Origin of the sequence: Azospirillum sp. A26, from assembly GCF_042604635.1 — a bacterium.
Lineage (GTDB): Bacteria > Pseudomonadota > Alphaproteobacteria > Azospirillales > Azospirillaceae > Azospirillum > Azospirillum palustre.
In genome coordinates, this window is sequence record NZ_CP170475.1 from 145,933 (window position 1) to 171,784 (window position 25,852).

Annotated in this window: 27 protein-coding genes; 11 read left to right on the plus strand and 16 right to left on the minus strand. The window is 67.4% G+C overall.

Annotation, left to right across the window (positions count from 1 at the left end; genetic code table 11):
- Positions 1-33: 33 nt before the first annotated feature.
- The 3 genes from ABNQ39_RS29495 to ABNQ39_RS29505 are packed head-to-tail and all read right to left on the minus strand — an operon-like array spanning position 34 to position 2,975.
- Complete coding sequence (locus ABNQ39_RS29495) at positions 34-993, minus strand: MlaD family protein (RefSeq protein WP_376965599.1); 960 nt, start codon at positions 991-993, stop codon at positions 34-36.
- 9 nt (positions 994-1,002) lie between these two features.
- Entirely contained in the window at positions 1,003-1,824 is an 822-nt protein-coding gene (locus tag ABNQ39_RS29500) for an ABC transporter ATP-binding protein (protein ID WP_376965601.1), read from the minus strand.
- Positions 1,824-2,975, minus strand: a complete 1,152-nt coding sequence (locus tag ABNQ39_RS29505) for an ABC transporter permease (RefSeq protein ID WP_376965603.1) — start codon at positions 2,973-2,975, stop codon at positions 1,824-1,826. Before ABNQ39_RS29505 ends, ABNQ39_RS29500 begins: the two co-directional genes overlap by 1 nt.
- A gap of 265 nt (positions 2,976-3,240) precedes the next feature.
- On the opposite strand from ABNQ39_RS29505, the gene ABNQ39_RS29510 reads away from it, so the two are divergent.
- The gene (locus ABNQ39_RS29510; RefSeq protein WP_376965605.1) at positions 3,241-3,756 is read left to right on the plus strand and encodes an adenine phosphoribosyltransferase; all 516 of its coding nucleotides are present in this window, start codon (positions 3,241-3,243) and stop codon (positions 3,754-3,756) included.
- Between the two features lie 2 nt (positions 3,757-3,758).
- Here the strand turns inward: ABNQ39_RS29510 and ABNQ39_RS29515 are convergent, their stop codons facing one another.
- From ABNQ39_RS29515 to ABNQ39_RS29525, 3 genes are all read right to left on the minus strand, one after another.
- Positions 3,759-4,208: a DoxX family protein gene (locus ABNQ39_RS29515; RefSeq protein ID WP_376965607.1), complete on the minus strand. Its 450-nt coding sequence runs from the start codon at positions 4,206-4,208 to the stop codon at positions 3,759-3,761.
- A 68-nt stretch (positions 4,209-4,276) separates the two neighbouring features.
- The gene (locus tag ABNQ39_RS29520) at positions 4,277-5,236 is read right to left on the minus strand and encodes a DMT family transporter (RefSeq protein WP_376965609.1); all 960 of its coding nucleotides are present in this window, start codon (positions 5,234-5,236) and stop codon (positions 4,277-4,279) included.
- Between the two features lie 145 nt (positions 5,237-5,381).
- Positions 5,382-6,221 carry a 2-keto-4-pentenoate hydratase gene (locus tag ABNQ39_RS29525; protein WP_376965611.1) on the minus strand — a complete coding sequence of 280 codons (840 nt, stop codon included), beginning with the start codon at positions 6,219-6,221 and terminating at the stop codon, positions 5,382-5,384.
- Positions 6,222-6,380: 159 nt separating this feature from the next.
- On the opposite strand from ABNQ39_RS29525, the gene ABNQ39_RS29530 reads away from it, so the two are divergent.
- On the plus strand, positions 6,381-7,709 hold the full coding sequence (locus ABNQ39_RS29530; protein WP_376965613.1) for an acetylornithine deacetylase/succinyl-diaminopimelate desuccinylase family protein: 1,329 nt from the start codon (positions 6,381-6,383) through the stop codon (positions 7,707-7,709).
- Positions 7,710-7,789: 80 nt separating this feature from the next.
- Here the strand turns inward: ABNQ39_RS29530 and ABNQ39_RS29535 are convergent, their stop codons facing one another.
- Positions 7,790-7,966: a hypothetical protein gene (locus ABNQ39_RS29535; protein WP_376965615.1), complete on the minus strand. Its 177-nt coding sequence runs from the start codon at positions 7,964-7,966 to the stop codon at positions 7,790-7,792.
- 425 nt (positions 7,967-8,391) lie between these two features.
- Here ABNQ39_RS29535 and catB point away from each other — a divergent pair, with 425 nt between their 5' ends.
- Together catB and ABNQ39_RS29545 are read left to right on the plus strand one after the other, a co-directional pair.
- Positions 8,392-9,027, plus strand: coding sequence for a type B chloramphenicol O-acetyltransferase (gene catB, locus ABNQ39_RS29540; RefSeq protein WP_376965741.1), 636 nt, complete (start codon positions 8,392-8,394; stop codon positions 9,025-9,027).
- Positions 9,028-9,623: 596 nt separating this feature from the next.
- The gene (locus ABNQ39_RS29545) at positions 9,624-10,484 is read left to right on the plus strand and encodes a hypothetical protein (RefSeq protein WP_376965617.1); all 861 of its coding nucleotides are present in this window, start codon (positions 9,624-9,626) and stop codon (positions 10,482-10,484) included.
- Between the two features lie 99 nt (positions 10,485-10,583).
- On the opposite strand, the gene ABNQ39_RS29550 is transcribed toward ABNQ39_RS29545, so the two are convergent.
- A complete protein-coding gene (locus tag ABNQ39_RS29550) occupies positions 10,584-10,859 on the minus strand; it encodes an EAL domain-containing protein (RefSeq protein ID WP_376965619.1) in 276 nt (91 codons plus the stop codon).
- Between the two features lie 28 nt (positions 10,860-10,887).
- Complete coding sequence (locus ABNQ39_RS29555; RefSeq protein ID WP_376965621.1) at positions 10,888-11,256, minus strand: DUF427 domain-containing protein; 369 nt, start codon at positions 11,254-11,256, stop codon at positions 10,888-10,890.
- Positions 11,257-11,392: 136 nt separating this feature from the next.
- Between ABNQ39_RS29555 and ABNQ39_RS29560 the strand changes: the two genes are divergently transcribed.
- Positions 11,393-12,025, plus strand: a complete 633-nt coding sequence (locus ABNQ39_RS29560; protein WP_376965623.1) for a 3'-5' exonuclease — start codon at positions 11,393-11,395, stop codon at positions 12,023-12,025.
- Between the two features lie 12 nt (positions 12,026-12,037).
- On the opposite strand, the gene ABNQ39_RS29565 is transcribed toward ABNQ39_RS29560, so the two are convergent.
- Both ABNQ39_RS29565 and ABNQ39_RS29570 read right to left on the minus strand, forming a co-directional pair.
- The gene (locus tag ABNQ39_RS29565; RefSeq protein WP_376965625.1) at positions 12,038-14,854 is read right to left on the minus strand and encodes a bifunctional diguanylate cyclase/phosphodiesterase; all 2,817 of its coding nucleotides are present in this window, start codon (positions 14,852-14,854) and stop codon (positions 12,038-12,040) included.
- On the minus strand, positions 14,854-15,360 hold the full coding sequence (locus tag ABNQ39_RS29570) for a hypothetical protein (RefSeq protein WP_376965627.1): 507 nt from the start codon (positions 15,358-15,360) through the stop codon (positions 14,854-14,856). Before ABNQ39_RS29570 ends, ABNQ39_RS29565 begins: the two co-directional genes overlap by 1 nt.
- 443 nt (positions 15,361-15,803) lie before the next feature.
- Between ABNQ39_RS29570 and ABNQ39_RS29575 the strand changes: the two genes are divergently transcribed.
- Entirely contained in the window at positions 15,804-16,208 is a 405-nt protein-coding gene (locus tag ABNQ39_RS29575) for a hypothetical protein (RefSeq protein WP_376965629.1), read from the plus strand.
- 51 nt (positions 16,209-16,259) lie between these two features.
- Here ABNQ39_RS29575 and ABNQ39_RS29580 read toward each other — a convergent pair whose 3' ends face one another.
- Both ABNQ39_RS29580 and ABNQ39_RS29585 read right to left on the minus strand, forming a co-directional pair.
- Entirely contained in the window at positions 16,260-17,171 is a 912-nt protein-coding gene (locus tag ABNQ39_RS29580; RefSeq protein WP_376965631.1) for a ribose-phosphate diphosphokinase, read from the minus strand.
- A gap of 121 nt (positions 17,172-17,292) precedes the next feature.
- On the minus strand, positions 17,293-17,832 hold the full coding sequence (locus ABNQ39_RS29585; RefSeq protein WP_376965633.1) for a hypothetical protein: 540 nt from the start codon (positions 17,830-17,832) through the stop codon (positions 17,293-17,295).
- 150 nt (positions 17,833-17,982) lie between these two features.
- Here ABNQ39_RS29585 and corA point away from each other — a divergent pair, with 150 nt between their 5' ends.
- The gene (corA, locus tag ABNQ39_RS29590; protein WP_376965635.1) at positions 17,983-19,008 is read left to right on the plus strand and encodes a magnesium/cobalt transporter CorA; all 1,026 of its coding nucleotides are present in this window, start codon (positions 17,983-17,985) and stop codon (positions 19,006-19,008) included.
- A gap of 106 nt (positions 19,009-19,114) precedes the next feature.
- Positions 19,115-19,522, plus strand: coding sequence for a hypothetical protein (locus ABNQ39_RS29595; protein ID WP_376965637.1), 408 nt, complete (start codon positions 19,115-19,117; stop codon positions 19,520-19,522).
- Between the two features lie 21 nt (positions 19,523-19,543).
- Here the strand turns inward: ABNQ39_RS29595 and ABNQ39_RS29600 are convergent, their stop codons facing one another.
- From ABNQ39_RS29600 to ABNQ39_RS29610, 3 genes are all read right to left on the minus strand, one after another.
- Complete coding sequence (locus tag ABNQ39_RS29600) at positions 19,544-20,566, minus strand: LysM peptidoglycan-binding domain-containing protein (RefSeq protein WP_376965639.1); 1,023 nt, start codon at positions 20,564-20,566, stop codon at positions 19,544-19,546.
- A gap of 260 nt (positions 20,567-20,826) precedes the next feature.
- Positions 20,827-21,735, minus strand: coding sequence for a c-type cytochrome (locus tag ABNQ39_RS29605; RefSeq protein ID WP_376965641.1), 909 nt, complete (start codon positions 21,733-21,735; stop codon positions 20,827-20,829).
- 3 nt (positions 21,736-21,738) lie between these two features.
- A complete protein-coding gene (locus ABNQ39_RS29610; RefSeq protein ID WP_109049944.1) occupies positions 21,739-22,224 on the minus strand; it encodes a c-type cytochrome in 486 nt (161 codons plus the stop codon).
- Between the two features lie 145 nt (positions 22,225-22,369).
- Between ABNQ39_RS29610 and ABNQ39_RS29615 the strand changes: the two genes are divergently transcribed.
- From ABNQ39_RS29615 to alr, 3 genes are all read left to right on the plus strand, one after another.
- A complete protein-coding gene (locus tag ABNQ39_RS29615) occupies positions 22,370-22,954 on the plus strand; it encodes a TIGR00730 family Rossman fold protein (RefSeq protein WP_376965643.1) in 585 nt (194 codons plus the stop codon).
- Between the two features lie 162 nt (positions 22,955-23,116).
- Positions 23,117-24,622, plus strand: coding sequence for a replicative DNA helicase (locus ABNQ39_RS29620; RefSeq protein ID WP_109049942.1), 1,506 nt, complete (start codon positions 23,117-23,119; stop codon positions 24,620-24,622).
- A gap of 5 nt (positions 24,623-24,627) precedes the next feature.
- Positions 24,628-25,746 (plus strand): alanine racemase, encoded by a 1,119-nt coding sequence (gene alr / locus ABNQ39_RS29625; protein ID WP_376965645.1) that lies wholly within the window; start codon positions 24,628-24,630, stop codon positions 25,744-25,746.
- Positions 25,747-25,852: the final 106 nt, after the last annotated feature.

Genomic DNA, 25,852 nt, shown 5'->3' on the forward strand with positions numbered 1-25,852 from the left:
CTGCAAACCCGCTCCGCACCATCGTCACCCGCCTCATTTCCCACGCACCTCCACGCCCTGCCGCGTCCCGCCGAAGAGGAAGTTCGACGGGTCGTTCTCGATCCGGGTGACCACCCGCGACAGCTGTCCGGACAGATCGCGCAACTGGGTGATCAGCAGCGTCAATTCATACAGCCCCGTGGCGGTAAAGTCGCGCACCGGCTCGCGGTTTTCGGCGACCAGCGTATTCAGTGTGTCCGACGTGCGCTTCAGCGACCGCATCAGCTCGCGCGTCTCGCCGGTCACGCTCTTGGCGGCGGTGTCGACGCTCGTCAGCGTGTCGCGCGCCTGCTCCATCGTGCGGTCGAACTGCGGGCCGGACGCCTCGAAGCCGCTCAGCGTCCGCCTCGCCTGCGCCATCGTCTCCTCCAGCCCGGCGCTGGTCCGGGCGAGTTCGGCGCTGGCGGTGCGGGCGTTGGCGAGGATGTCGCCGATGGCCTTCTGGTTGTCGCCGTTCAACAGGTCGCCCAGCCGGGTTATGACCTCCAGCGACCGGCTGACCAGTTGCGGCGCGCTGTCGACCACCGCGGTCAGCGAGCTGGGCCGCGACGGGATGGTCAGCACGCCGTCGGCATCGGTGGCGGTCAGATGCTTGCCCCCCGCATTGCCGCCGGAGATCTGGACATAGGCGCCGCCGGTGATCCCCTGCAGTTCCAGCGAAGCGATGGAATCGGACATGATCGGCGTGCCGTTCTGCACCATGATCGTCACCCGCACCCGCGTCACGTTGTCGGGGTCGAGCCGGATGTCCGACACGGTTCCCACCGGCACGCCGCGGTAGCGCACCGGGCTGCCCTGCTGCAACCCGGTGACGGAGCCGGTGAAATAGATGCGATAGGTCTCGCGCGTTTCATCGAGCTGGACCTTGGCGATCCAGGCGGTGAAGACCAGCAGGCCGGCGACCAGAGCCAGCACGAAGCTGCCGACCAGAATGTAGCTGGCGCGGGTTTCCATGACGTGCCCCTACCCTTTCGCAAGACGCCTGGCGTCTTCTTCTTCGTGGCGTCGAGCCTGATTGCGCTCTTTGGCGTCGAGGGCCGCGCGGCCGCGCGGTCCGTGGAAATAGTCGTGGATCCACGGGTGGGGGTCGGCCAGATGCTGGGCCAGGGTGCCCACCCGGATCTTCTTGTCGACCAGCACGGCGATGCGGTCGCAGATGGAGGTCAGGCTGTCCAGATCGTGGGTGACCATGAAGACGGTCAGCCCCAGGCTGCGCTGCAAACCCTGGATCAGCGTGTCGAAGGCGGCGGCGCCGATGGGGTCGAGGCCGGCGGTCGGCTCGTCCAGGAACAGGATGTCGGGGTCGAGCGCCAGGGCACGGGCGAGACCGGCGCGCTTGATCATGCCGCCCGACAGCTGGGCCGGATGCTTGGTGCCGGCATCGGGCGGCAGCCCGGCCATGGCGATTTTCACCCGCGCCACCTCGGCGATCAGCGCCGGGGAAAGGTCGGTGTGCTCCTTCAGCGGCAGCATCACATTCTCCGCCACCGTCATCGAGCTGAACAGGGCGCCGTTCTGGAACAGCACGCCGGTGCGGGCCTGCAACGCGGTGCGCTCCGTCCGGTCCAGTTCGGCGGTGTCGTGGCCCAGCAGTTCGATCCGGCCGGCGGCGGGGTCGATCAGGCCGAGGATTTCCTTCAGCAGCACCGACTTGCCGGTGCCGGAACCGCCGACGACGCCCAGGACCTCCCCCCGCTCGACATCGAGGTCGAGGCCGTCATGGACGGTCTGCGGGCCGAAGCGGGTGACCAGTCCGCGCACGCGGATGACGGGGGATCCTGCCATCACACACCCAGCATGGAGAAGAGGACGGAGAACACTGCGTCGATGACGATGACCAGGAAGATGCCCTCCACCACCGCCTTGGTGGTCATGATGCCGACGCTCTCCGCACTGCCGGAGACCTTCAGCCCCTCGTAGCAGCCGACCATGGCGATCACCAGGGCGAAGACCGGAGCCTTGATCAGCCCGGCGATCACCGTGTTGATGCCGACGGCGCTGTGAAGCTGGCGGATGAACTGCCCGAAGGTGATGTCCAGTGTGGCGTAGGCCATCACCGCCCCGCCGAACAGCCCCATCACGTCGGCATAGAAGGCCAGCAGCGGCAGGGTGATCATCAGCGCCAGCGCCCGCGGCACCACCAGCAGCTCCACCGGGTCGAGGCCCATGGTGCCGATGGCGTCGACCTCCTGGTTGACCTTCATGGTGCCGATCTGCGCGGTGAAGGCGGAACCGGAGCGGCCGGCGACGATGATCGCCGTCATCAGGATGCCGATCTCGCGCAGGACGGAGATGCCCAGCAGGTTCACTACATACAGCTCCGCCCCAAAGCGCTTCAACTGGTCCGCCCCCTGGAAGGCCAGCACCACGCCGATCAGGAAGGACAGCAGCCCCAGGATCGGCAGGGCGTTCAGCCCGGTCTGCTCGATATGGAACAGGACGGAGGTCAGGCGCAGGCGCGACGGGCGCAGGATCAGCCGGGCGAAGGTGACGGTGACGAGGCCGAGGAAGCCGACAAGGTCGAGGATTTCCCTGGCGGCGTTCACCGTCGTCTGGCCGGTGCGCACCACCATGTCGAGGATCGGGTGATGTTCGCGTTCGATCGGGTGCGGCGGTGCCTTGCCGGCGTCGCGTACGGCGTCGAACAGGGCGGAATGTTCCGGCCGCAAACCGGCCACCGACACGGCATGCCCGTCGGCCCCCAGCCGTTCGGCCAGGCGGTTCAGCAGATAAGCGCCGACGGTGTCGAGCGCTTCCACCCGCGCCAGATCGAGCCGCACCGCGGCACCGCCCGGCGGCTTCTGCGCCTGGTCCAGCGCATCCGACGCGGCCGTGGCCCATTGCAGGGTCCAGCGCCCGGCGGCGGCGATCCGCCACCCGCCGTCGGCCAAGCCCGGATCGTTCCCGGCTTCGATCCGGGCCCCATCCTTCGCCACTCCGTCCTTCGCTAATGTCGCTGCCACAGGCTCCGCCGCACGCATCCGCACATCGACCGGTACGTTTGGCCGGCACGCCTGGAACGTGGCGGAGCATCGCCGGATGGTCAACCCCATCCGACAAATCCGGCTCCTCGGGGGCAAGACGACACGTTAGTCTGCGGCCAATCGCGGCTTTGCGCCGGGGGGAGCCAGCCGCTAGAGTGCCGGAAGGCGGACCGGGCCATGCATGCCGGCTTGCGATTCTTTACGGACAAGACCTCCGATGAACTTCAAAGACCATATCCGCGACATCCCGGATTTCCCGAAGCCCGGCATTCTGTTCTACGACGTCTCGCCGCTGCTGGCGAACGGCGCCGCCTGGAAGGCCGCCATCGACACGCTGGCCGAGGCGGTGCGCCCGCACAAGCCGGAGCTGCTGGTCGGGATCGAATCGCGCGGCTTCCTGGTCGCCGCCCCGCTGGCGCTGACGCTGGGCATCGGATTCATTATGGTGCGCAAGCACGGCAAGCTGCCGGGCGACAAGATCGCCCATTCCTATGACCTCGAATACGGTACCGACACCATCGAGGTGCAAGCCGACGCGGTGAAGCCCGGCCAGCGCGTGGTGGTGCTGGACGATTTGCTGGCGACCGGCGGCACCATGGCCGCCGCCATCAGCCTGCTGCGCCAGGTCGGCGCCGACGTCCGCGCCGCCGCCTTCCTGGTGGAGCTGACTTTCCTGAACGGCCGCGGCCGGATCGACGTGCCCAGCGTCTCGCTGATGGCGTACGATTCCTGAGGTCAGCGCCGGCTGAGCCAGCCGTCGACGCTGAAGCGCCCGCCGCCCGAGGCGACCAGCGAGAGGAAGCCGCCGATGATGGCAAGGTTCTTCATGAACTGGATCTGCTGCATCTTCGCGGCGTCGGGTGCCGCTTCCCAATAGCGGTGGGCGATCAGCGTCGCGGCGACGGTGAAGACCGCGACCAGCAGCGCCGCCAGCCGGGTCCAGGCGCCCAGCACGATGGCCAGCCCGCCGAACGCCTCCACCAGGGCGCCGATGGGGGCGACGATGGTGGCCATCGGCACGCCCTGGCTCTCCATCCCGGCGATGAAGCCGCTGAGCGCCATCAGCTTGCCGAAACCACTCTGCACGAAGATGGCGCCCAGCAGCACGCGGGCCGCCAGCAGCAGCGCGTCCTGCCCGGTGGTGGCGGTGCCGTATCCCGCCGATGTGGTCGCATAGTTCGTCATCCCGGATATCCCTTTCATTCTGTTGGAAGAGGAGACGACGGAAAGCGCACGGTTATTCCCCAAAAACCTCAGGCCGTCTTCCACAGGCTGATGATCATGACGCCGGCGACGGTCAGGGCGGCACCAGCAAGCTGCAGCCAGCCCATCGGTTCGGCCAGCACCAGATAGCCGAAGACCGCGGCGGAGACCGGGCCGATGGCACCGCTCAGCGCCACCAGATTGGGGCCGACCCGCCGCAGCGCCTCCGCTGTCATCAGCACCGGCAGCACGGTACAGACCACCGCCATCACCGCCGACAGCCCATAGACCGGCAGCGGCAGTTCCAGCGCCGACCAGGGCCGCAGCACCAGGAATTGCAGGATGCAGCACAGGCAGGCCGCCGTCATCGCATAGGCGGTGAAGCGCATGGAGCCGATCCGCTGGACCACTCGGCTGCTGCCGACCAGATAGATCGAGTAGAGGAAGGCGCCCATGAAGACCAGAGCCGCCCCGGTCGCGAAGTCGGGATGGCCGGTCCCGATCTCCGACCAGACCACCAATGCCACGCCGGCATAGGAGACGACCAGCGCCACCACCTCGCGCAGGCCGATCCGTTTGCCGAGGAACAGGGCCGACAGCAGCACGACGATGGTCGGGTAGAGGAACAGCAGCAGCCGCCCCATCCCGGCCGAGACATAGCGCAAGCCCAGGAAATCGCAGAAGCTGGCGGCGTAATAGCCGGTGACGCCCAGCGCCACCGTCAAAGCGAGGTCGCGGCCGGCAATCGGGGCGCGCTCTCCCTTGCTGGCTCCCGCCCAAAGCGCCATGCCGAGGAAGAAGGGCAGAGCGAAGACCATGCGCAGCATGATCAGGGTGACCGGATCGACATTGTAGCGGTAGGCCAGCTTGATGATGACCGGCCGCAGCGAGAAGGCGACCACCCCGGCCACGGCAAGCCCCAGCCCGGCCAGCATCTGGACGGGCGGCAGCAGGCGCGCCCCGGAAACCTCGGGCGCGGTCGCTTCGGAAGACAGGCTGGGCTGGGACAAGGGGAAAAATCCAGGGACTGGAGGGGGGAGGCCATTCAAGCATCCCCGCCGCCGTTTGGCTTCCGTCAAGGCCGTGTCGGGCCATGACCGGCGCCGTACCCTGGATTGCACCGGCCGCGGTGCTGATGGTGAAGGGAGTGAACCGTCAGCTGATGGGACCGGCGGCGACGGCGGTGCCGGACATCGGCTCCAGGCCGGTGAAGGCAATCCGCGCCTGCTGGCCGATGGCGATGGCGTGCACGCCGGTCAGGGCGCCGGTGGAGATCCACTGCCCGGCCTTCAGCGGACGGCCGAGCCGGACCGCGATGCTCAGCGCCACCGCGACCGCGGCGGCGATGCCGCCCGGCAGCTTGGCGCTGCTGCCGACGCCGACGCTCTGCCCGTCGATCAGCACCTCGGCGCGCAGGGCATCGCTGCCCTCGACGCCGCCGACGATCTCCTCGCCGACGATCAGGCCGTTGTTGTTGCCGAAGACGGCGGTGGAGGCGGTGGGCCCCAGCGTGTTGACCGGGGCCAGCGGACCGCCCGCCACCTCGATGGCGGCATGGACGGCGGCGATGAAGGCCGCGGCCTCCGCCGGGCTGTAATCCAGCTTGTCGGCGGGGGCATCGGCGGCGATGCGCACCGCGAACTCCGCCTCGACCGCACCGAAGCCGCCGGGGATGACCGGGAAGGTCAAGGAACCGCCGGCCCCCGTCACCACGGTGCCGGCGAAGATCGGGCCGATGTAGCGCATGGCGCCCAGCGTCTCCTCCAGGGCCGGCGGCACCCGCGCCACCTTCCAGCCGGCGACCTCGTCGGGCCAGGCGGCGGTCGCCGTCGCCTGGATGGCGTAGGCGGTGGCGAGGTCGGCCGGCAGCGGGCCGGGGAAATCGGCAAGGCCGGTCGCGCTGCGGCGGGCGTCGACGAAGCGGGCCGCGGCCTCGGCGATCACCGGGTCGGCCAGGGTCGGGGCGCTCAGCCCGATGGGATGCGTGACGGTCATAGAGGATCTCCACTGAGAGGCGCCGCGACTGTAGCGGCCCCGGACGATCCGGGAAAGTGCGCTGCACAAGACCGCCAGCAGGGATGCTTCCCGAAAGGCGGGGTGGACGGACCATCGGGATGCGGCGACACTGACGGCGTCTTTGCCGCGGGAGAGGCCATGCGTTCCGACACCGACGCCGCAACCAAGCTGCTGTTTCGCCGGCTTTTCGAGCGGATCGAGTCGCGGCGCGACGAGCTGGTCGCGCTGACCCAGGATCTGATCCGCATCCCCACCGTCAACCCGCCGGGCGACGTCTACACCGACTGCGCCGAGCTGATCGGCCGGCGGCTGGCGGCGCGCGGATTCGCGGTGGAGTATGTGCGGGCGGAGGGGGCGGCCGGCGACAGCGACCGCTATCCGCGCACCAACATCGTCGCCCGCATCGAGGCGCCGCGTCCGGGAGCTTGCGTCCATTTCAACGGCCACATCGACGTGGTGCCGGCTGGCCAGGGCTGGACCGTCGATCCCTTCGGCGGGGTGGTGAAGGACGGCCGGGTCTATGGCCGCGGCGCCTGCGACATGAAGGGCGGCATCGCCGCCTCGATCATCGCGGTGGAATCGCTGCTGGAGGAGGGGCTGCTGGCGGCCGGCGCCCTGGAGATCTCCGGCACGGTGGACGAGGAGTCCGGCGGCTATGGCGGGGTCGGACATCTGGCGACGCTCGGCTATTTCTCCCGGCCCAGGGTCGATCACGTCATCATCCCGGAGCCGCTGAACGTCGACCGCGTCTGCATCGGCCACCGCGGCGTCTGGTGGGCGGAGATCGAGACCAAGGGCCGCGTCGCCCACGGCTCGATGCCCTTCCTCGGCAACTGCGCGGTTCGCCACATGGGCGCCGTGCTGCACCGGATCGAGACCGAGCTGATCCCGCGCCTTGCCGCCAAGCGCACCGACATGCCGGTGGTGCCGGAGGGGGCACGCCAGTCCACCATCAACATCAACGCCATCCATGGCGGCCAGCGCGAGGATCATGACGGTCTGCCCAGCCCGATGGTGCCCGACCGCTGCCGCATGGTGATCGACCGCCGCTATCTGATCGAGGAGGACCCCGAGGCGGTCCGCGGCGAGATCGTCGCCATCCTGGAGGATCTGCGCCGCGACCGTCCCGGATTCGACTACGAGCTGCGCGAGGTGCTGGCCTTCCTGCCGACGATGACCGACGCCGACGCTCCCGTCGTGCGGGCGGTGGCCGCCGCCATCGAGACGGTGCTGGGCCGCCCGGCGCAGCATGTGGTGTCCCCCGGCACCTATGACCAGAAGCATGTGGTGCGCGTCGGCCAGTTGAAGGACTGCATCGCCTACGGTCCCGGCATCCTCGACCTCGCCCACCAGCCCGACGAATGGGTCGGCATCGACGACATGGTGCAATCGGCGCAGGTGATGGCGCTGGCGACGCTGGAACTGCTGGGGGGTGCTGCGGAGGCCGGCGGCGGGCTGCGCTTCTGACGGCACCGGCGCTGCGGCCGAGGGAGGGATGGAACGGCGTGGAACAGTTTCCGCCGGATGTTCCATCTACCGCCGGCCATCTACCGCCGGCCGAAGGCACCGGCGGCGCGGCGGCTGACCGGGCCGGGGTTGAGGTTGGGGTACTCCTCATACTGGTTGAGCGTGTAGGGGAAGACGCCCTTCGGCCCGACGGCTTCCGGCTGGGCCAGGACGGCGGCGACCAGCGCCGGGCTGGGCGGGCGGCGCTCGCGGATCATGGAACTGCGAACCGGGAACCAGCGCGCCGTCCGACGGGGTCGGCGGCTCTTCGGCCCAGCGGGGGAAGTTGTCGGTGGTGAAGCTGCGGGGATCGAGAGGCATGGCGGGACTCCGCAAGTGGGGGGCTTGCGGGGAGGTTACAGGAAAATTTTCCTTTCCGGTGACGTTCTTTGAAAATGGAGATGGGGGCTGCTCCATCGGCACAGCGGAGGTCCTCCCCTCTCGCTCTTGCGATCCGACTGTTCCGCTGCAAATATCCTCGTCATGAAGGCCGCACCAAGTACCACCTGCATCGCGCTCTCGCGCGCTTGACGCGAAGAGCTTTGACGTGAGCACCCCGATTGGCGGCTCGCGTCGGTCGTCTGCGCGCCCACGCGGACAGGAAACCGCCTATCTGGCGGCTCAGATGCAGCGGAGCGATCCGATGAAGAACTTTTTCGAAAGCCCCTTCAAGGGCGTCCTCCTGGAAAAGCAGGTCACCAACCCGAACATCGTCTTTGGACGGTACAGCTATTATTCCGGCTATTACCATGGCCACAGCTTCGATGACTGCGCCCGGTTTCTTCTCCCGGACGAAGGGGCCGACAAGCTGGTGATTGGCAGCTTCTGCTCCATCGGGTCCGGCGCAGCCTTCATCATGGCGGGCAACCAAGGCCACCGGAGCGACTGGATCAGCACCTTTCCCTTCTTCTGGATGCCCGACGTGCCGGCATTCGCCGGCGCGCAGAACGGCTACCAGCCCGCAGGCGACACGGTGATCGGCAATGACGTCTGGATCGGTTCGGAAGCCATCGTTATGCCCGGCATCACGATTGGCGACGGCGCTGTCATCGGCACAAGGTCGCTGGTGACGCGGGACGTCGAGCCCTATGCGATTGTGGGTGGTTCCCCCGCCAGAACGATCCGGAAGCGCTTCGATGACCATCTTGTTGCGTTGCTGCTTGAGATGGCGTGGTGGGAGTGGTCCGACGACCAGTTGCGGAGCGCCATGCCGATCCTGACCAGCGGCGACGTCGCAGCGCTTCATCGTCACTGGGAACGCGTGGTCAAACGCAGCTGAACACCTCGGGCGCTAAACGGGCGCAGTTCGCCACCCGAGCCAGATCAGGCGTCGGAAATTGTAGGCGAGGTTGGCGATACCGATCTTCACCGTGGCGCGCCCAAGGCCAATGGTGCGGATGAACAGCGCCATGCGCTCCTTTCCGGTCGGCGAACACATGCTCGACGGCGGACCATACCGCCGAGTGGGCGCGGTTGGCGCGCTGGTGCGCGCCCCGGCATCGGCCGTCCCTTGGGCTTCTCGGAAATGAACCATGCTGCGGCGGCCCGCCGCGATAGCTTTTCATTGGCCTTCGAACGGTAGGCGCTGTCCGCCCACCCCCGGCTGTCGAAGGATCGCCGCTCCTGCTCAACTCTGCATAACCATACTGAAGATCGAACAGCCCTGCTTGACCGGCCATGCCCCCCCAAGCAACCTTTCGGGGCAAGCGAATCACGACAGCGCCAGAAGCGCTACGGTTTTTCGATGCATTCAATTCTCCGCACATACTCAGTAATCCCGTACTCGAATCGCTACACAGTCCCGCCAGCTTAGCTGATTTTTAACGAAGACCCATTTTTATCGGTGTATTGCGTTTATCCGTTGGAGAGCAATTCATGCTGCGGAAAGAAGTACTCGCAAAACTCCGGTCAAGCAAACAAGAACCAACGATTGATGAGAACACAAAGGAGGAATACAAGAAAAAAATATTGGCCATATACAAAGATATGGAGTCAAAAGCTTATCATACCAATGGCGTTCCTTTAGGAAAAATATCACAAGCTCCAAAATTAACTTTGAGGACAGTTGCCGCAACGTCTTTTGTAGGCAGACAGCTACAGTCGGCAGGTCAAAAACATGGTTGCTGGACTTGTGGAAAGAAGATGGGCGCACCTGGAGCCGCGGGCTGGGTGGCGGACCATATTCCACCCTATAGCCTTAATATGAAAAGAAAAGTGTTTAAAGACTTTGAGAGCAAACATAATGTCTTCAGCGGCCTCCCCAAATGGAAGTTGCTGCCTTCCTGCGTCGATTGCTGCAGAAGGCAATCTTCTATTGTAGCAAAATTAAATAAAACAAAATCTGTAGAGGATTTTGAAAAAGAATTCTATAGAAGCACGCAATACCTGACCGGAGGTCGATATTACAATCCGAATCACGCCGTCAATACTTCGTCGAAACGAACAGATCATGCTAGATTAATATGGAGTGGAGAGACTCTCCAATGTCATATCTGTGGATCACAATCTACAACATCAGCAAATACACGATATACCGCAGACCATTTACCACCTCGTGAATTTAACACGCCATATGTAATACGGTTGCTTAGTTTTGCAGGAATTACAGATCGAAAATTTAAGATAATGCCACAATGTGTCAAATGTTCAGGGAAGCAATCTAAATTCAAGAGCTTGGCGAAGAAACTCCGAGATATCGGTGCGGAGCTTGGCTTCAAAACAGCAAAAGGAATGTAGTTCTTATTGTTTCCATGGCTTTCCTGGAAACAGACGCGGCGGTTGCAGCGGCGTGCGCTCAATGCGAAATGCGCGACGCTGCAACCGCCGCAGTCCCTATCACTCCGCCGACACGGGCTGTATGGGGGGCTGTATGGGGAGCTGCACGGGGGGCTGCACCGCCGTCAGCGTCTCCAGCAGCCGCTCCACCTCCTCGGGCGGGATGGGGCGGCTGAACAGGAAGCCCTGGTAGCTTTCGCAGGCTAGATCGCGCAGAAGCTGCAACTGCTTCTGCGTCTCCACCCCCTCGGCGATCACCGACAGGCCCAGGCTGCGGCCGAGACCGACGATGGCGCGCGGAACGGAGGCGTCCGGGCATTTCGATGAAAACCACACCGCAGGCCGAGTCTTCCGCCGGCTGCCGCTATGGGGCCGCGTGCTCTTCGATGCAATCGACGCGGTCCGGATAGAACGCCAAATGGTCGCGGATGGCGGCCATGGCGGGATAGGGAGTCTCGTAGGTCCAGACGGCGTTGACCGCGACGCGGTCACCCACGCGCAGGCTGTAATACGTGGCATCGCCCTTGTAAGGGCAATGCGTCGTGTGCGCCGTGCGCTCGAAGGCCGTCATGTCGGCATCCGCGCGGGGAATATAGTGGACCGCGGGCAAATTCGCCTCCGTCAGCGTCAGGGCGCGTGCCGTTTCGGCGACGACCCGGCCGGCGAAGACGACACGGATCCGGTTCGGATTGGGGACGATGGTGATGGGATGCTCGGGGCCGGGAATTTTCACAGCGATACTCCTTGCTCGCCAGCGGTCGCGCCGGTCATGGCGCATTCGTCATGCTACTCTGGGCGGTGTGACGAAGCGTTGTCCTCGTTTCGCATCCGTGCCACAGGTGGCTCCACCGAAGAAAGATTGGATCTCAATGAGCATGCAGCCATGGGAAGGACGTGACCGGTTGGTCGCAATCGACATCGAGACGACCGGACGGCGCCTGCCGAGCCTCCAGGACATCCGTAAGGCGCCCAAGGGCCTGCGTCAGCCCGGCATCGTCATCGAGATCGGGTGTCTCGAACTCCTCCGCGAGGGCGATGGCTGGAGGAAAGCACGCAGCTGGGAGACGCGGGTCAACCCCGACGCCCCTCTCCATCCCGACTCCATCAAGGTGCACGGCATCAAGCCCGCCGACCTGAAGACGGCGCCCCGCTTTCCCGAGGTGGCCGACGCGCTTCTCGCCTTTCTTGGCGAGGATCCTCTGGTGGCCCATGCCTATGAGAACGAGATGGACTTCCTGAACTACGAGTTCGCGCGCTGCGGACGCGCCGCATGGGGTGCCGACAGCTTCCCGGCCGACCGGTTCATCTGTACCAAGGAGATGTCGCACGAGGTCTTCCCCGGCGCTTCCGGTTCGCTCGATGCGCTGTGCGACCGGCTGTGGCTCGACCGGAGCGACCGCTTCGCCCGCCATGGTGCGCTGCTCGACGCAGACCTGACGGCCGACGCCTTCGTCAAGATGGCGTTGGGAGATACCGGCCCGCGCGACGCCGTGTATGAGTGAGGCACGGCGCCCTCACTCCGCCGACAGCGGCTGTACGGGGGGCTGCACCGCCGTCAGCGTCTCCAGCAGCCGCTCGATCTCCTCGGCCGGGATGGGGCGGCTGAACAGGAAGCCCTGGTAGCTTTCGCAGGCCAAATCGCGCAGCAGTTGCAACTGCTCCTGCGTCTCCACCCCCTCGGCGATCACCGACAGGCCCAGGCTGCGGCCGAGACCGACGATGGCGCGCGGGACGGAGGCGTCGCTGGCGCCGGTCGACAGGTCGTGGATGAAGGAGCGGTCGATCTTCAGCTTGTCGATGGGCAGACGGTGCAGATAGCTGAGGCTGGAATAGCCGGTGCCGAAATCGTCCAGCGCGATCAGCACGCCGCGCTGCTTCAGCGCCGCCAGGGTGGCCGCCGCCGATTCGACGTCATCGATCAGCGTGCTTTCCGTCACCTCGATTTCCAGCTCCGAGCCGCTGAGACCGTTGGCGTCGAGCGCGCGGGCGACCTTGACCGGCAGCTGCCCGTCGCGGAACTGGGCGCCGGAGACGTTGACCGCCACCGGGATCGACAGGCCGAAGCGCTGGCGCCAGCGCCGGATCTGGGCGCAGGCCTCGAACAACACCCAGTCGCCCATCGCCAGCACCAGCCCGGTCTCCTCCGCCACCGGCAGGAAACGGCCGGGCAGGATCAGACCCTCCTCGGGATGGCGCCAGCGGACCAGCGCCTCCAGTCCGACCATGCAGCCGGTCAGGGTGTCGACCTGGGGCTGGTAGACCAGGAAAAGCTCGCCCTCGCGGATCGCCTGACGCAGCGCGCCCTCCAGATCCATGCGCTCGCGCGACTTGGCGCCCATCTCCTTGGTGACGAAGCGGAAGCCGTTCCGCCCCTGCTCCTTGGCATTGTACATGGCGATGTCGGCGCAGCGGATCAGCCCTTCGGGATCGTCGGCATCGTCCGGGTACAGGCTGATGCCGACGCTGGGCGTCACCACGAAATTCTGGCCGCCGACGGCAAACGGGCTGGCCAGATGCGCCACCACCTTCTCCGCCACGCGGGCGGCGTCGCCCGGCTCCGTCACTTGGCGGACGACGATCAGGAACTCGTCGCCGCCCAGCCGGCCGACCGTGTCGGATTCCCGCAGGCCCGCCTGGAGCCGGCGCGCCACCGAGCGCAGCACCTCGTCACCGAAGCTGTGACCCAGGCTGTCGTTGATCACCTTGAAGCGGTCGAGGTCGATGAACAGCACCGCCACCTTGGTGCCGTCGCGCCGCCCCTCGCGCAGCGCCTGGGCAATGCGGTCGTAGAGCAGGACGCGGTTGGGCAGGCCGGTCAGCGCATCGAAATGGGCGAGATACTGGATGTGCTGCTCGGCCCGGCGCTTCTCGCCGATGTCCTCGGCGAAGGCGAGCACGAATTTCAGCGCGCCCCCGGCGGTGACCGGCTGGAAATGCAGGCTGAAATGGCTGCGCCGGCCGCCCATCAGCAGGGGCTGGTCGGATTCGAGCTTGCCGCTCTCGCCATGCAGCGCCGCCTCCAGCGCGAAGACCGACGCCTGGTCGCCGAAGCGCAGGCGGGCGTCGGTGCCGAGCAGATCCCGCCGCGGCAGGCCGGCGGCGCTGGCGAAGGCCGGGTTGCAGTCCATCACCAGCCCGTCGGTGCCGACCAGCGCAATGCCCAGCGGCGCCTGGGTGAACAGCTGCTGCCGTTCCGCCTCCTGCAGGCGCAGCGAGGCGGTCATCTCGCCGGCCAGCTCGACCGCGCGGGAATGGATCACCAGCACCATGCGCAGGACCAGCGACAGCGCGATGCTGAGGGCGATGCCGACCGCCAGCAGGGCGCCGGGCACCCAGTCATGCGCGGTGATCACGCCGTCGGGAAGGCTGTCGTAGCGGACGGTCCAGATGCGCCCGCCGACCGGCAGCTCACGACTCAGGCTGAGCGCGGGCTTTGTCTGCAACGGCCGGTGGCTGCGGTAGAGCGGAAACTCGGCCTCCGCCGGCGCCACATCGTAGATCTCCAGGCCGGTGTCGGCCCGCTGGCCGTCGATCAGCCCGTCGACCAGCGGGCCGATCCGGACCGGGGTCAGCACCACGCCGGTGAAGGAGGCCCGGCGCGCCTCCAGCGACGGCGGCAGGGGATCGCCGCGGTAGGTCGCCTGATAGAGGATGAAGGCGGGCTTGGCCCCCGCCGCCTCGTCGATCTTCAGGGTGATCGCGCGGGTGGCGGCCGGTTCGCCGCTGTCGCGCGCCCGTTCGATGGCCGAGCGCCGCACCGCCTCCGACATCATGTCGAAGCCGATGGCCCGCGCATTCGCCTCGTTGACCGGCGCGGTGAAGATGTTGACCACCCGGTCCGCCCCGGCATGCTCCGGCCAGATGCGGAAGGCCGTCAGGCCGGCGGCCCGCATCGACGCCACCAGATCGCCCGACCGCTCGGCCGCGACGGCGCGGGCATAGGCGATGGAGATGATGCCGGGATAGCGCTGCGGCATGTCCAGCGCCTCGACGAAGCGGGTCCACTGCGTCCAATGCAGGTCGGGGAAGGTCATCGCCAGCGAGGCGGCGCTGCGCGCCACCTGCTCGTACACCTTGATGCGGTCGGCGAGCTGGCCGTGGATTTCCTCGACCCGCGCGGAGAAGCGGTGCGCCTCCTCGCTGGCCAGCAGGCGCTCGGACTGGAGCATCGCCAGCAGGGACAGGCCGGCGCCGACAATCAGGGCCAGAAGGGGAACGACAACCGGCACGTGGAGATTGCGCAGGAGGCGACGGGCTGTCGGGTTCGGATCGGAGGCCGACGGGCTGTCCGCAATCGGATCTGCCTTGGGATCGGCTGCCGGTTCCGGCATCAGAACTCCTCTAGGATCTTCGGGCTGGTCAGCAGAAGTTTTTCGATCATGCCGAGAATCTGTTCGATCTTGCTGCGGGTGGCGTCCAGCTCGTCGGCCGTCTTGTCGTCGATGCCGGCTTCCATCAGCATGGTGTCGAAGGTGTGCAGCGTCTCGTTGAAGGCTTTCTGTTCCGCCACCAGCACGTCGAAGGCGCCCAGCGAGGCGGTCAGCGCCAGCGGCGGGTCGCTGACGAAGGAATGGCTGATGTCGGTGAAGATGGCGATGGCGCTCAGCTTCTGCCGCAGCACCCATTGCGGGAAATTCGACGGCAGCTCCTTGCCGGCGATCTCCAGCCTTTCCTGGATCGAGAAAACCAGGCCCTGGATGTCGAGATAGGCCGCCCGGATTTCGCGGAAGCGCGGAAAGGTCTTCGGCTTGCCGGCGGCACGCAGGCGGGCCAGCGCCGCGATGTCCTCGGTCAATTTGCGGGCCATCCGAAGAACGACATCCGTCACCTTCGACATCACACGCCTCCGCTCAACGGACCATCCCCGCGCATCGCCTGATCCGGACCGCCGCTCCCGACGGTCCGGAGGCCAGATTACACCAGATCCTACCACGAACGTTAGTATTACCGACGGGAAGCCGGGCGCCCGCGCGCCGCAGCCATCGGCGGACGGGGATGGCGCAGCCTTGTATTGCTTCCACGCTCTGCATACTGCCGTCGGCGGGCAGTCTTTTCAGCGAAGAGCGAAGAAACAATTCAAGTCAACCCGGAATTCATCTCTTTTCGGGTTAGGCTCTCAGAGGGAGGGAGCCCGAGTTGAATCGGCAGCGGCCACACTATAAATTGGCGTTCCTGTCCGATTACTGAGCCGTATCTCTCCGGCATCCCAGGATTTTCCATTCCCTCTTTCGGATAGCGCACGCTGCGCCGGATTGACCCCATCAGACGCAAGGATCCGATATGCGATTTGTACCCGTTGTCCTGGCCTGCCTCGCACTTCAGGGATGTGCCGGTTCTCCCCTGTCGAATCTGGTGTCGGGCCAGCGCTATCAGACCACGTCCGACGTCACCGCGTCCTGGGTGGGAGCGTCCGAAGACGATCTGGTCCTGTCATGGGGCCCGCCGCAGAACAGCCATGTGCTGAACAACGGATCGAAGATGATCGGGTACCAGTATTCATGGCTGACGAACGGCAGGCACTCGGAAGAGTGGGGCTATGTTCCCGATTACGCCAGTTGCGAACAGCGCTTTCTGGTCGAACAGGGCGTCATCACTCGCTGGTACTCTTCCGGCGACTGCCCCAAGCGACCCAAGGGAGCCAAGCTGATCCCCGCCGGCACGCCGGTCCCCCGGCCGACCCTGTGAGGTCGCTCCAGGGGATCCGAAGCGCGGCAGTTCCCGTCAGGACAGGACGGCCTAGTCGCCTCCCAAGGATCTGACGGCGTCGGCGAGAAGGCCGCTCAGCGACAGGGCGTTGGAGGGATGTGGCACGCCGTCGCAGGACAGCGGGCGGCCCAGCCCTTCGGCGGTGAAGCGCTCGGCGACGATGTCGCTGAACAGGGCATGGACGCCATAGACCTGCACCCGGCTCGCCCCCAGGACCCGCGCGGCGCGGGCGCAGGAGAAGATCGTTTCGCCGGAGCTGATGACGTCGTCGACGATCACCACCGGCCGGCCATGGATCGGCGCGTCGGGGGGCAACGCCACCGTCACGTCGCGGTCGCCGCGCCGCTCCTTGCGGCCGACAATGCCGGTCAGGCCGAGCGGACCGGCCACCGCCTCCACCAGGGGGGCGGATTCCTCGTCCGGGCCGACGATGACGGTGCCCGACGCCACGCCGTTCGCCCGCAGATGCTCGGCGATGGGGGCGGCTCCGCTCAGCGCGACGGACGGGCGGCCGACGAAGACCTCGTCCAGCGTGTGGGTGCGGTGCAGGTGCGGCTCGACGCAGACGAAGCGGTCGAAACAGCGGCCGAGCCAGTCGCCGACCACCGTCTGGCTGACCGGCTCGCCCGGCTTGAAGATAGCGTCCTGGCGCATGTAGGCCATGTAGGGCGCCACCAGACAGAGGTCGGTCGCCCCCTGGCGCCGCAGCACCGAGGCGGCGAGCGTCAGCTCGACCAGCTTGTCGTTCGGGCGGTCGAGCGAGCGGTAGACGATGGCGCGTTCCACCGGCTCCGGCAGCCGGACCAGGCTTTCGCCGTCGGGGAAGCGGTGCAGCTCGGCGATGTGGCAGGGGATCTCCAGCGCCTGGGCCAGACGGCGCGCGGCGTCCGCCGATTCCGGAAAGCCATAGACGGCCGTGTAGTTGCCCGTATTGCGGGCCATGCCCCTTCTCCCTCTACCACCTTGGACGGCGGCAAGCTTGGCGCAGGCGGTACGGGCGGGTCAATCACGGCAAAAGGCGGCATGGCGGACGGCGGTATGGCGAAAGGCCAGGGGTGCCGGCCTAATCGCCATCGGCCTGCGTCCCGTCGGCCTGTCCCGCCGGCCGCTTGTCCTCCTCGGCCTCGTCCGCTTCGGACGCCGCGGGATCGACATGAATACTCTCCGCCTTGCGCGCCAGCCATTGGAAGGCGCCCAGCCCGACGACCAGCAGCGTGACCACGCCCAGCAGCATCACCGGATAGATGATGGCGGAAATCTCGCTGGTGCGCGCCTCGAACACCAGGACCAGCCCCTCCAGGCTGGCGGCGATGATGATCGTGGTGAGGAACTTGGTCAGGGTGCGGCGGGCCTCGTCGGCGCGGCGCAGCTCGCGTTCGCGGACGATCTCCTCCTCGTAGAGGTATTTGGCGATCTCGAACACCGCGATGGCCAGCACGATCATCCCCACCCCGTCCAGCATGGCCGAGGTCAGGACGGCGCTGTCCAGCGCCACCACCCCTTCCACCACCGTCAGGGCCGACAAGGCGATGAACATCAGGGCGAACAGGCCGAGCGTCGCCGCCGCCAGAAAATACATCACGCGTGACGCCGATTCGAACATCGCCCTCGCCTTCCCGCAAGCTGGTCCTTGGCAATGAGAACGCGCAAGGCCGCCGGTCCGCCCGGATGGCCGCCGCGGATTCGTCGACGCTGCCGGGGAACCTCTTTAGAGTGGCGGCGACCTGCCGCCCCTCTTCCGGTTTTCCACTCCATGACGCCACTGCCCTCCCCGTCCCCATCTCCCGATCCTTCGCCCGACCGGCCCCGAAACGCCGTGGTGGCGAGCGCCGCCTATTGCGATGGCCGGCGCATCGCCGAGGTGCCCATCGGCGAGGCCGGCGCCTGGGCGGCCAAGGAGAACCACTTCGTCTGGATCGGCCTGTGGGAGCCGGACGAGGCTCTGCTGATGGAGGTGAAGCGGCAGTTCGGCCTGCATGAGCTGGCGGTCGAGGACGCCCTGCACGCCCACCAGCGGCCGAAGCTGGACGTCTATGGCGACAGCCTGTTCATGGTCCTGCGCACCGCCCGGCTGGAAAAAGGCGAGCTGGTGCTGGGCGAGACCCATGTCTTCGCCGGCCGCGGCTATGTCGTCACCGTGCGGCATGGCGCCTCGACCAGCTATTCGCCGGTGCGGGCACGGGCGGAAAGCGCGCCGCACCTGCTGAAGCATGGCGAGGACTTCATCGTCTACACCATCATGGACTATGTGGTGGACTGCTACTTCCCGGTGCTCGACCAGATGGCGAGCACAGTGGACGAACTGGACGCCATGCTGATCGCCCGCCCGCCCAGCACGGGAGAGATCGAGCGCATCCACCAGCTGCGCCGCGATCTGGAACGGCTGCGCCGCAACGCCTCGCCGCTGCTGGAGGTCTGCTCACGGCTGGAGCGCTTCGACCTGCCGATGATCGACCAGGCGATCCGGCCCTATTACCGCGACGTGCAGGACCATGTGATCCGGGTCAACGAACAGATCGGCTCGCTGCGCGAGGTGCTGTCCTTCGCCTTCGAAACCAGTATGATCCTGGCGACCGCGCGGCAGAACGACGTGACGCGCAAGCTGGCCGCCTGGGCCGCCATCCTCGCCGTGCCGACGGCCGTCGCCGGCCTGTACGGCATGAACTTCGAGCATATGCCGGAGCTTCACTGGCGCTACGGCTACCCGGCGGTGCTGGCGGTGATCGCCGTGGTCTGCACCGCGCTGTATGTCCGCTTCCGGCGGACCGGATGGCTGTGACGGCGCCCCGGCCGGGCGGTCCCGGTGCGACATGGCCGGATGACATGGCTGCTCTTTGACTGGGTTGGTTTTGGGACTGGGTTGGTTTTGGAGTTTGGTGACGGACATGACCGACGCGACGAACACGCTGCACGCCCTGCTGGACGCCTATCTGCGCTGCCCGGTGGAGGCCGCGCGTACGGAACTGGAGCAGGCGCTGCGCGGCTACCAGACCGACTGGATCCGCGCCCGCGCCGGGGCCGACGCCCCGCCGCAGCCGGTGGCCGCAACGCCCACGCCGGCCGCCAAGCCGGCGGTGGCGAAGCCGCGCTTTCCCATCGCGGCGGCCGACCTCGACGTTCTGAAGCGTCTGGCCGACGGCTGGACCGGCACCACCGCGGACGTGACGCGCTGGGCCTGGTTCGAGAACCGCGAACTGGTGACGCTCGACCCGAATCCGGCCGGCGAAGGGCCGGAGGTGCTGCGCCTCACCCCGCTCGGCTGGGCCGCCATCGGGCGGATGCCGGCGGGCTGAGGGTTCCGGAAACCCGCCGCCTCAATTCACCTGCGGCAGGGTGAAGATCTGACCGGGATAGATCATGTCCGGGTCGCGGATCTGCTCGCGGTTGGCGGTGTAGATGGTGGTGTAGAGCATGCCGTCGCCATAGGTGCGGCGCGCTAGCCGCCACAGGCTGTTGCCGGGCTGGACGACGACGTTCCGCCCGTCGGTGGCGACGGGCATGGCGGAGACCTGGACCGGCAGTTCGGCCCGCGCCACCACCTTGCCGGACAGGGTGACCTGATCGGCGCGCAGGGTGTAGAGGCCGGGGTCGATCAGCTTTTCCGGGGTCAGGCGCCAGTTGCCCTTGGGGTCGCTGTGGGCGCTGCCGACGAGGATGTTGTCGAGGTAGAGCTGCACCGCGCTGTTCGGCGCCGCCCGTCCGCCCAGCGCCACCCGGCCGGCGGGGTCGTAGTCCATCGTCTCCACCGACACGCCGCCCGGCGGCGCAGGCGCGCCGTTGTCGGGAACCGGCGGGGCCTGCAGGATCGAGCTGCCGCCCATGGCCGGCGCAGCACCGGCCAAGCCGTCGCGCGGCACCGCCACCGCGACCGGAGCCGCCGGAAGGGGCGACTCGGGTCGGGACTTCGCCGCGGGTTCCGGCACCATCACCACGACCACCTTGTCGGCGGGAAGCGGGGCGTCGGCACCGGGGCGGGTCTCGGTCAGGTTCAGTTCGCGGGTGCCGGGCGACAGCGGCTTGTCGGGCAGCATCACCCATTCGCCGCGCTGGTCGGCCTTGGCCGAGGCGACGCGGGTGCCGGCATCGGTGACCGTCACCTCCGATCCGGGGGCGGCACGGCCGGCCATCACCGTCGCCCCGTCCGGCGCCACCCGCACCACGTCGAAGCTGGGAGCGGCTGGTTTGACCGGTTCCTTCGCCTGCTCCTTGGCCAGTTCCGGAGTGGCCGACGCGGGTGCGGCCTTCTGTGTGTCGGTGCGCGTCGCCGTCTGGGCCGGTGCCGCCGGGGGAACCGGGGCCGGAGCGGAGGCCAGGGTCGCTGGTCCGGTCGCCGGCACGGTCGCGGATTTCCCGGCGGGCCAAAGGGCAATCGCCGCCGCCCCACCCATCAGAGCCACGCCCAAAGCTGCGAACAACGCGTTTCGTTTCACCTGAGCACCCATCCGGCGGCCCGCCACACTGGCAGGATGCCTGACTATAGCAGAAGGACAGGGCGCAAAAGAATGGCGCCGTTGGAGCGGAACCCTCCGCCAATCGGGCTCGATTGCCCGAATGGATCAGGAGTCCGCACCAAATCGGCGCCTGTTGCCGCGAAGACTCACTCCTTCGCCGGCACCGTCCGCAGATAGGCGACGATGGCGGCGCGGTCGTCGGCGGTCAGCTTGGAGGTGGTGTTGCGCACGACCTCGCCCATGGCGCCGCCGGCGACATCGCCGTCGGGGGTCAGGCCGGCTTCCAGGAACAGCGACAGGTCGCCGTCCGACCAGTCGCCGATCCCTTTGCCCTTGGCCTTGGAGCCGGTGATGCCCGGCACCTTGTCGTTGTCGGGCCCCTGCGGATTGCCGGCGAGGTAGCGGTCGGAGTCGAGCCCGCCGAGCTGGGTGCGCGGGCTGTGGCATTCGGCACAATGGCCGAGCGCATCGACCAGATAGCGCCCGCGGTTCCAGGCCGGCGGCTTGGCCGGGTCGTCGGCGACCGGGCCGGGGGTCAGGTACATCCACTGCCAGACCGGGACCAGGAAGCGCCAGGAGAAGGGCGGCGACAGGTCGTGCGGCTTGTTGGCGGCCGGGGCCGCCGGCAGGCTGAGCAGGTAGGCCTTCAGATCCAGCAGGTCGCGGTCGGTCATCCGCGTGTAGCTGGCGTAGGGAAAGGCCGGGAACAGGGCGGCACCGTCCGGCCGCACGCCCTCGCGCACGGCGCGGATGAAGTCGGCGTCGCTCCAGCGGCCGATGCCGTTGACCGGGTCCGCCGTGATGTTCGGGGTGTAGAAGGTGCCGAAGGGGGTCGCCAGCGCCCGGCCGCCGGCCAGCGGCTGGCCGCCGCCCTTCTCGTCCGTGTGGCAGCCGAGGCAGCCGGCGGCGTTGAAGATGTAGGCGCCCCGGCTGACCGCGTCGTTCGCCGCGCCGTTTGCAGCGCCATTCGGGGGAGCCTCGCCAGCAGCACGCGCACTGCCGCCCGCGAAGGCGAGCGGCAGCAGCATCGCAACGGCGGTCAGGACGCGCCGCACCGGTCAGTTCTTCTTGACGCGGAAGTCCTCGTGGCAGCTCCCGCAGGTCTTGGAGGTGGCGCCGAGCGCCTGGGCGATCTGCGCGCGGTCGCCGCCCTTGATGGCGGCGTCGAGCTTCTCGGCCGCCGGCTGGACGGCGCTCCAGTATTTCTGGGTCTCGGCCCAGCTCTTCCACAGCTCCGGCTTGGCGGCGCTGTCGGCCACGCCGACGGCGGTGCCTTCGGGGAAGATCTTCTTCGGGTCCATCTTGGACACCGCCAGCACGGCTTCCGCCCCCTTGGCCGCGTCCTCGGCGGTGGCGCCCTCGTTCTTCACGAACTTGGCGACGGCGCCCATGCCGCCGCCCAGCTTCTTCATGGTCTGCTGCCGGTCCTTGACCTGCTCGGCCGGATCGGCGGCGCCGGCGGCGCCGGCCGACATGCCGAACAGCGTGAACATCAGACCGGCGACGGATGCCGCCGCAAGAACATTGACGACCCGGTTGCTCATGTGGTCCCTCCCGATGATGCCGTGGCTTAAACGGTGCTTGTGCCGCTGTTGACGCGCCGCCCCCGCCCGATATTCCATGGCATTCGCCAGATTTTTTTCCGGCCGCGCTTCCGATGGGGGCGGCGGCGAGAAAGGTTGACCCGCGATGAAGAGCCTGTCGTCCGTTTGCGTCTATTGCGGTGCGTCGTCCCGTGTCGCCGATGTCCACAAGGAAGCCGCCCACGCGCTGGGCGACGGGCTGGCGCGGCGCGGCATCCGCATGGTCTATGGCGGCGGCCGGGTCGGGCTGATGGGCATCGCCGCCGACGCCGCGATTGCCGCCGGCGGCGAGGTGGTCGGCATCATCCCGGAACACATCCAGTCGGCGGAGATCGAGCACACCGGCCTGACCGAGCTGCATGTCGTCGACAGCATGCACACCCGCAAGCGCATGATGGTGGAGCGGTCGGACGCCTTCGTCATCCTGCCGGGCGGGCTGGGCACGCTGGACGAAGCCTTCGAGATCCTGACCTGGAAGCAGCTTCAGCTGCACGACAAGCCCATCGTCATCGCCGACGTCGACGGCTACTGGCGCCCGCTCCTGGGGCTGATCGACCATATGGTCGCCCAGGGCTTCGCCCGCATCGACCGCTCCGCCCTCTACCGCGTCGCCGACCATGTCGACGCGGTGTTCGAGGCGCTGGGGACGATGCCCGACCCTGCCCATCCGGCGCAGCCCCGGAAGCTCTGAGGCCCCGGAAGCTCTGAAGCGCGGTCTTTCAGGCGCCGCCGGCCCTTCCCGCGGTTATCCCCAGACTTCCCAAGCTGTGGATAACTTCTGTGCACAGCTTTTGTGGAGGGTCACCCACCCTTCGCAGAGCGTTCCCGTTCTGTTTCTGATATTGTGTCCTCCATGAGCAACCAGACCTCATCGCTGTTCGATCCCCGCCCCTCCGCCGCGGTCAAGCCGACGGCGGAATACCGAACGCCTCCCAACAACGAGGAGGCGGAGCAGGCGCTGCTGGGCGCGATCCTGGTCAACAACAAGGCCTATGAGAAGGTCGGCGAGTTCCTGCGGCCGGAGCATTTCTACGATCCGGCCCACCAGCGCATCTTCGCCGCCATCACCAAGATGGTCGACCGCGGCCAGATCGCGAACCCGGTCACGCTGAAGGCCCTGTTCGACAACGATCCCGAACTGGCGGTCGAAGGCGGCAGCGCCTATCTGGCGGAACTGGCCGCCAACGTGGTGACGGTGGTCAATGCCGGCGACTACGGCAAGACCATCCACGACCTGTTCATCCGCCGGCAGCTGATCGAGGTCGGCACCGACATGGTGAACGAGGCCTACCGCCACGACCTCGACATCACCGCGCTCGACCAGATCGGCGAGGCGGAGAAGCAGCTGTTCGACCTCGCCTCCACCGGCGACGTGCAGGGCGGCTTCGTCGCCTTCGGCGAGTCGGTCAAGCACGCCATCACGACGGCGGAGGCGGCCTTCCGCCGCTCCAGCCACGTCACCGGCGTCACCACCGGCCTGATCGACATCGACCGCAAGCTGGGCGGCCTGCACCCGTCGGACCTGATCATCCTCGCCGGCCGCCCCTCGATGGGCAAGACGGCGCTGGCCACCAACATCGCCTTCAACGCCGCCAAGGCGCACATGCGCTCCAGCGGCCAGGAAGGCGGCGTCGTCGGCTTCTTCTCGCTGGAAATGTCGGCGGAACAGCTCGCCACCCGTATCCTCGCCGATGAGGTGCAGGTGCCCGGCGACAAGATCCGCCGCGGCGAAATCCGCGACACCGACTTCCCCAAGTTCGTCCAGGCCAGCCAGGATCTGGCGCGCTGCCCCTTCTATGTCGACGACACGCCGGCCCTGTCGGTCGCCGCGGTGCGCACCCGCTGCCGCCGGCTGAAGCGGACCTCGGGCCTCAGCATGGTGGTGGTCGATTACCTCCAGCTGCTGCGCGGCTCGTCCTCGCGCGGGGCGGAGAACCGGGTGCAGGAAATCTCGGAGATCACCCGCGGCCTGAAGGCCATCGCCAAGGAGCTGGACGTGCCGGTGGTGGCGCTGTCGCAGCTGAGCCGCGCGGTGGAGCTGCGCGAGGACAAGCGGCCGCAGCTGGCCGACCTTCGCGAATCGGGCTCCATCGAGCAGGACGCCGACGTCGTGATGTTCGTCTTCCGCGAACAGTATTATCTTGAGCGCGCCGAGCCTTCGCGCCGGCCCGACGAGAGCGACGACAAGTTCAACGACCGCTATCAGCGCTGGCAGCAGCGCCTGGGCGAGGTGCACAACACCGCCGAGGTGATCATCGCCAAGCAGCGTCACGGTCCGATCGGCACCGTCCGGCTCTACTTCGACGGCCAGTTCACCAAGTTCGGCGATCTCGACCAGCACCACCAGACCGACGAGTGACCAGAGTGACCAGCGACCAGAGCCTGCGCGCCTGCGCAATCCTCACCGTGGATCTCGGCGCCGTCGTCGCCAACTGGACGCAGTTGCGCGACCGGGTGGCCCCGGCGGAATGTTCCGCCGTGGTCAAGGCCGACGCCTATGGGCTGGGGGTGGCGCAGGTGGTGCCGGCGCTGGCATCCGCCGGCTGCCGGACCTTCGTCGTCGCCCAGCTGGAGGAGGCTCTGGCCGTCCGCCAGGCGCTGGAGCCGGTCGCCCCCGAGGCGCAGGTGTTCTCGCTGGGCGGGCTGCCGCCGGGGTATGAGGGGGATTTCCTCGCCGACCGCATCCTGCCGGTGCTGAACCACCTGGGCGACATCGCGGCGTGGCGGGCCTTCGCCGTCGCGCGCGGCGAGGTGCTGCCGGCGGTGATCCACATCGACACCGGGATGAACCGGCTGGGGCTCGGCCCCGACGAGCTGGACGAGCTGGCAGCCCATCCGGAGTGGCTGGAGGGCATCGACGTCCGCTATTGGATGACCCACCTCGCCTGCGCCGACGAGTTCGACAACCCGATGACCGGCGAGCAGCTGGAGCGGTTCCGCGGCGCGCTGGCCCGGCTGCCCAAGGCGAAGGCCAGCTTCGCCAACTCGTCCGGCATCTTCCATGGGCCGGACCATCACTTCGACCTCGCCCGGCCGGGCTGCGCGCTCTATGGCGTGAACCCGACGCCGCACCTGCCCAACCCGATGCGCGGCACGGTGCGGCTGGACGCGCGGCTCTTGCAGGTGCGCAACTGCGCGGCGCCGATGACGGTCGGCTATGGCGCCGCCCACAAGGTCACCGGCCCGGCGCGGATCGCCACCATCGGCGTCGGCTATGCCGACGGCTATCTGCGCTCGCTAAGCGGCAAGGGGCACGTCTTCGTCGACGGCGTCGCCGCCCCAATCGTCGGCCGCATCTCGATGGACCTGATCACCATCGACGTCACCGGCCTGCCGGAGTCGGTGGCGCAGGCCGGCCGCATGGTCGAGCTGATCGGCCCCAGCCGCCCGGTCGACACGGTGGCGGCGGAGGGCGGCACCATCGGCTACGAGGTCCTGACCTCGCTCGGGCGGCGCTATCACCGGGTTTATGTGGGTGGGTGAACAGAGGCTTCGTGCAATTTCATATGGATTGCACGAAGCTCCAAACTTGTTTCCGGTGACTGCGGTCACATGACGAGCAGGCAGCCAGACAGGGAGGGCGCCCGGC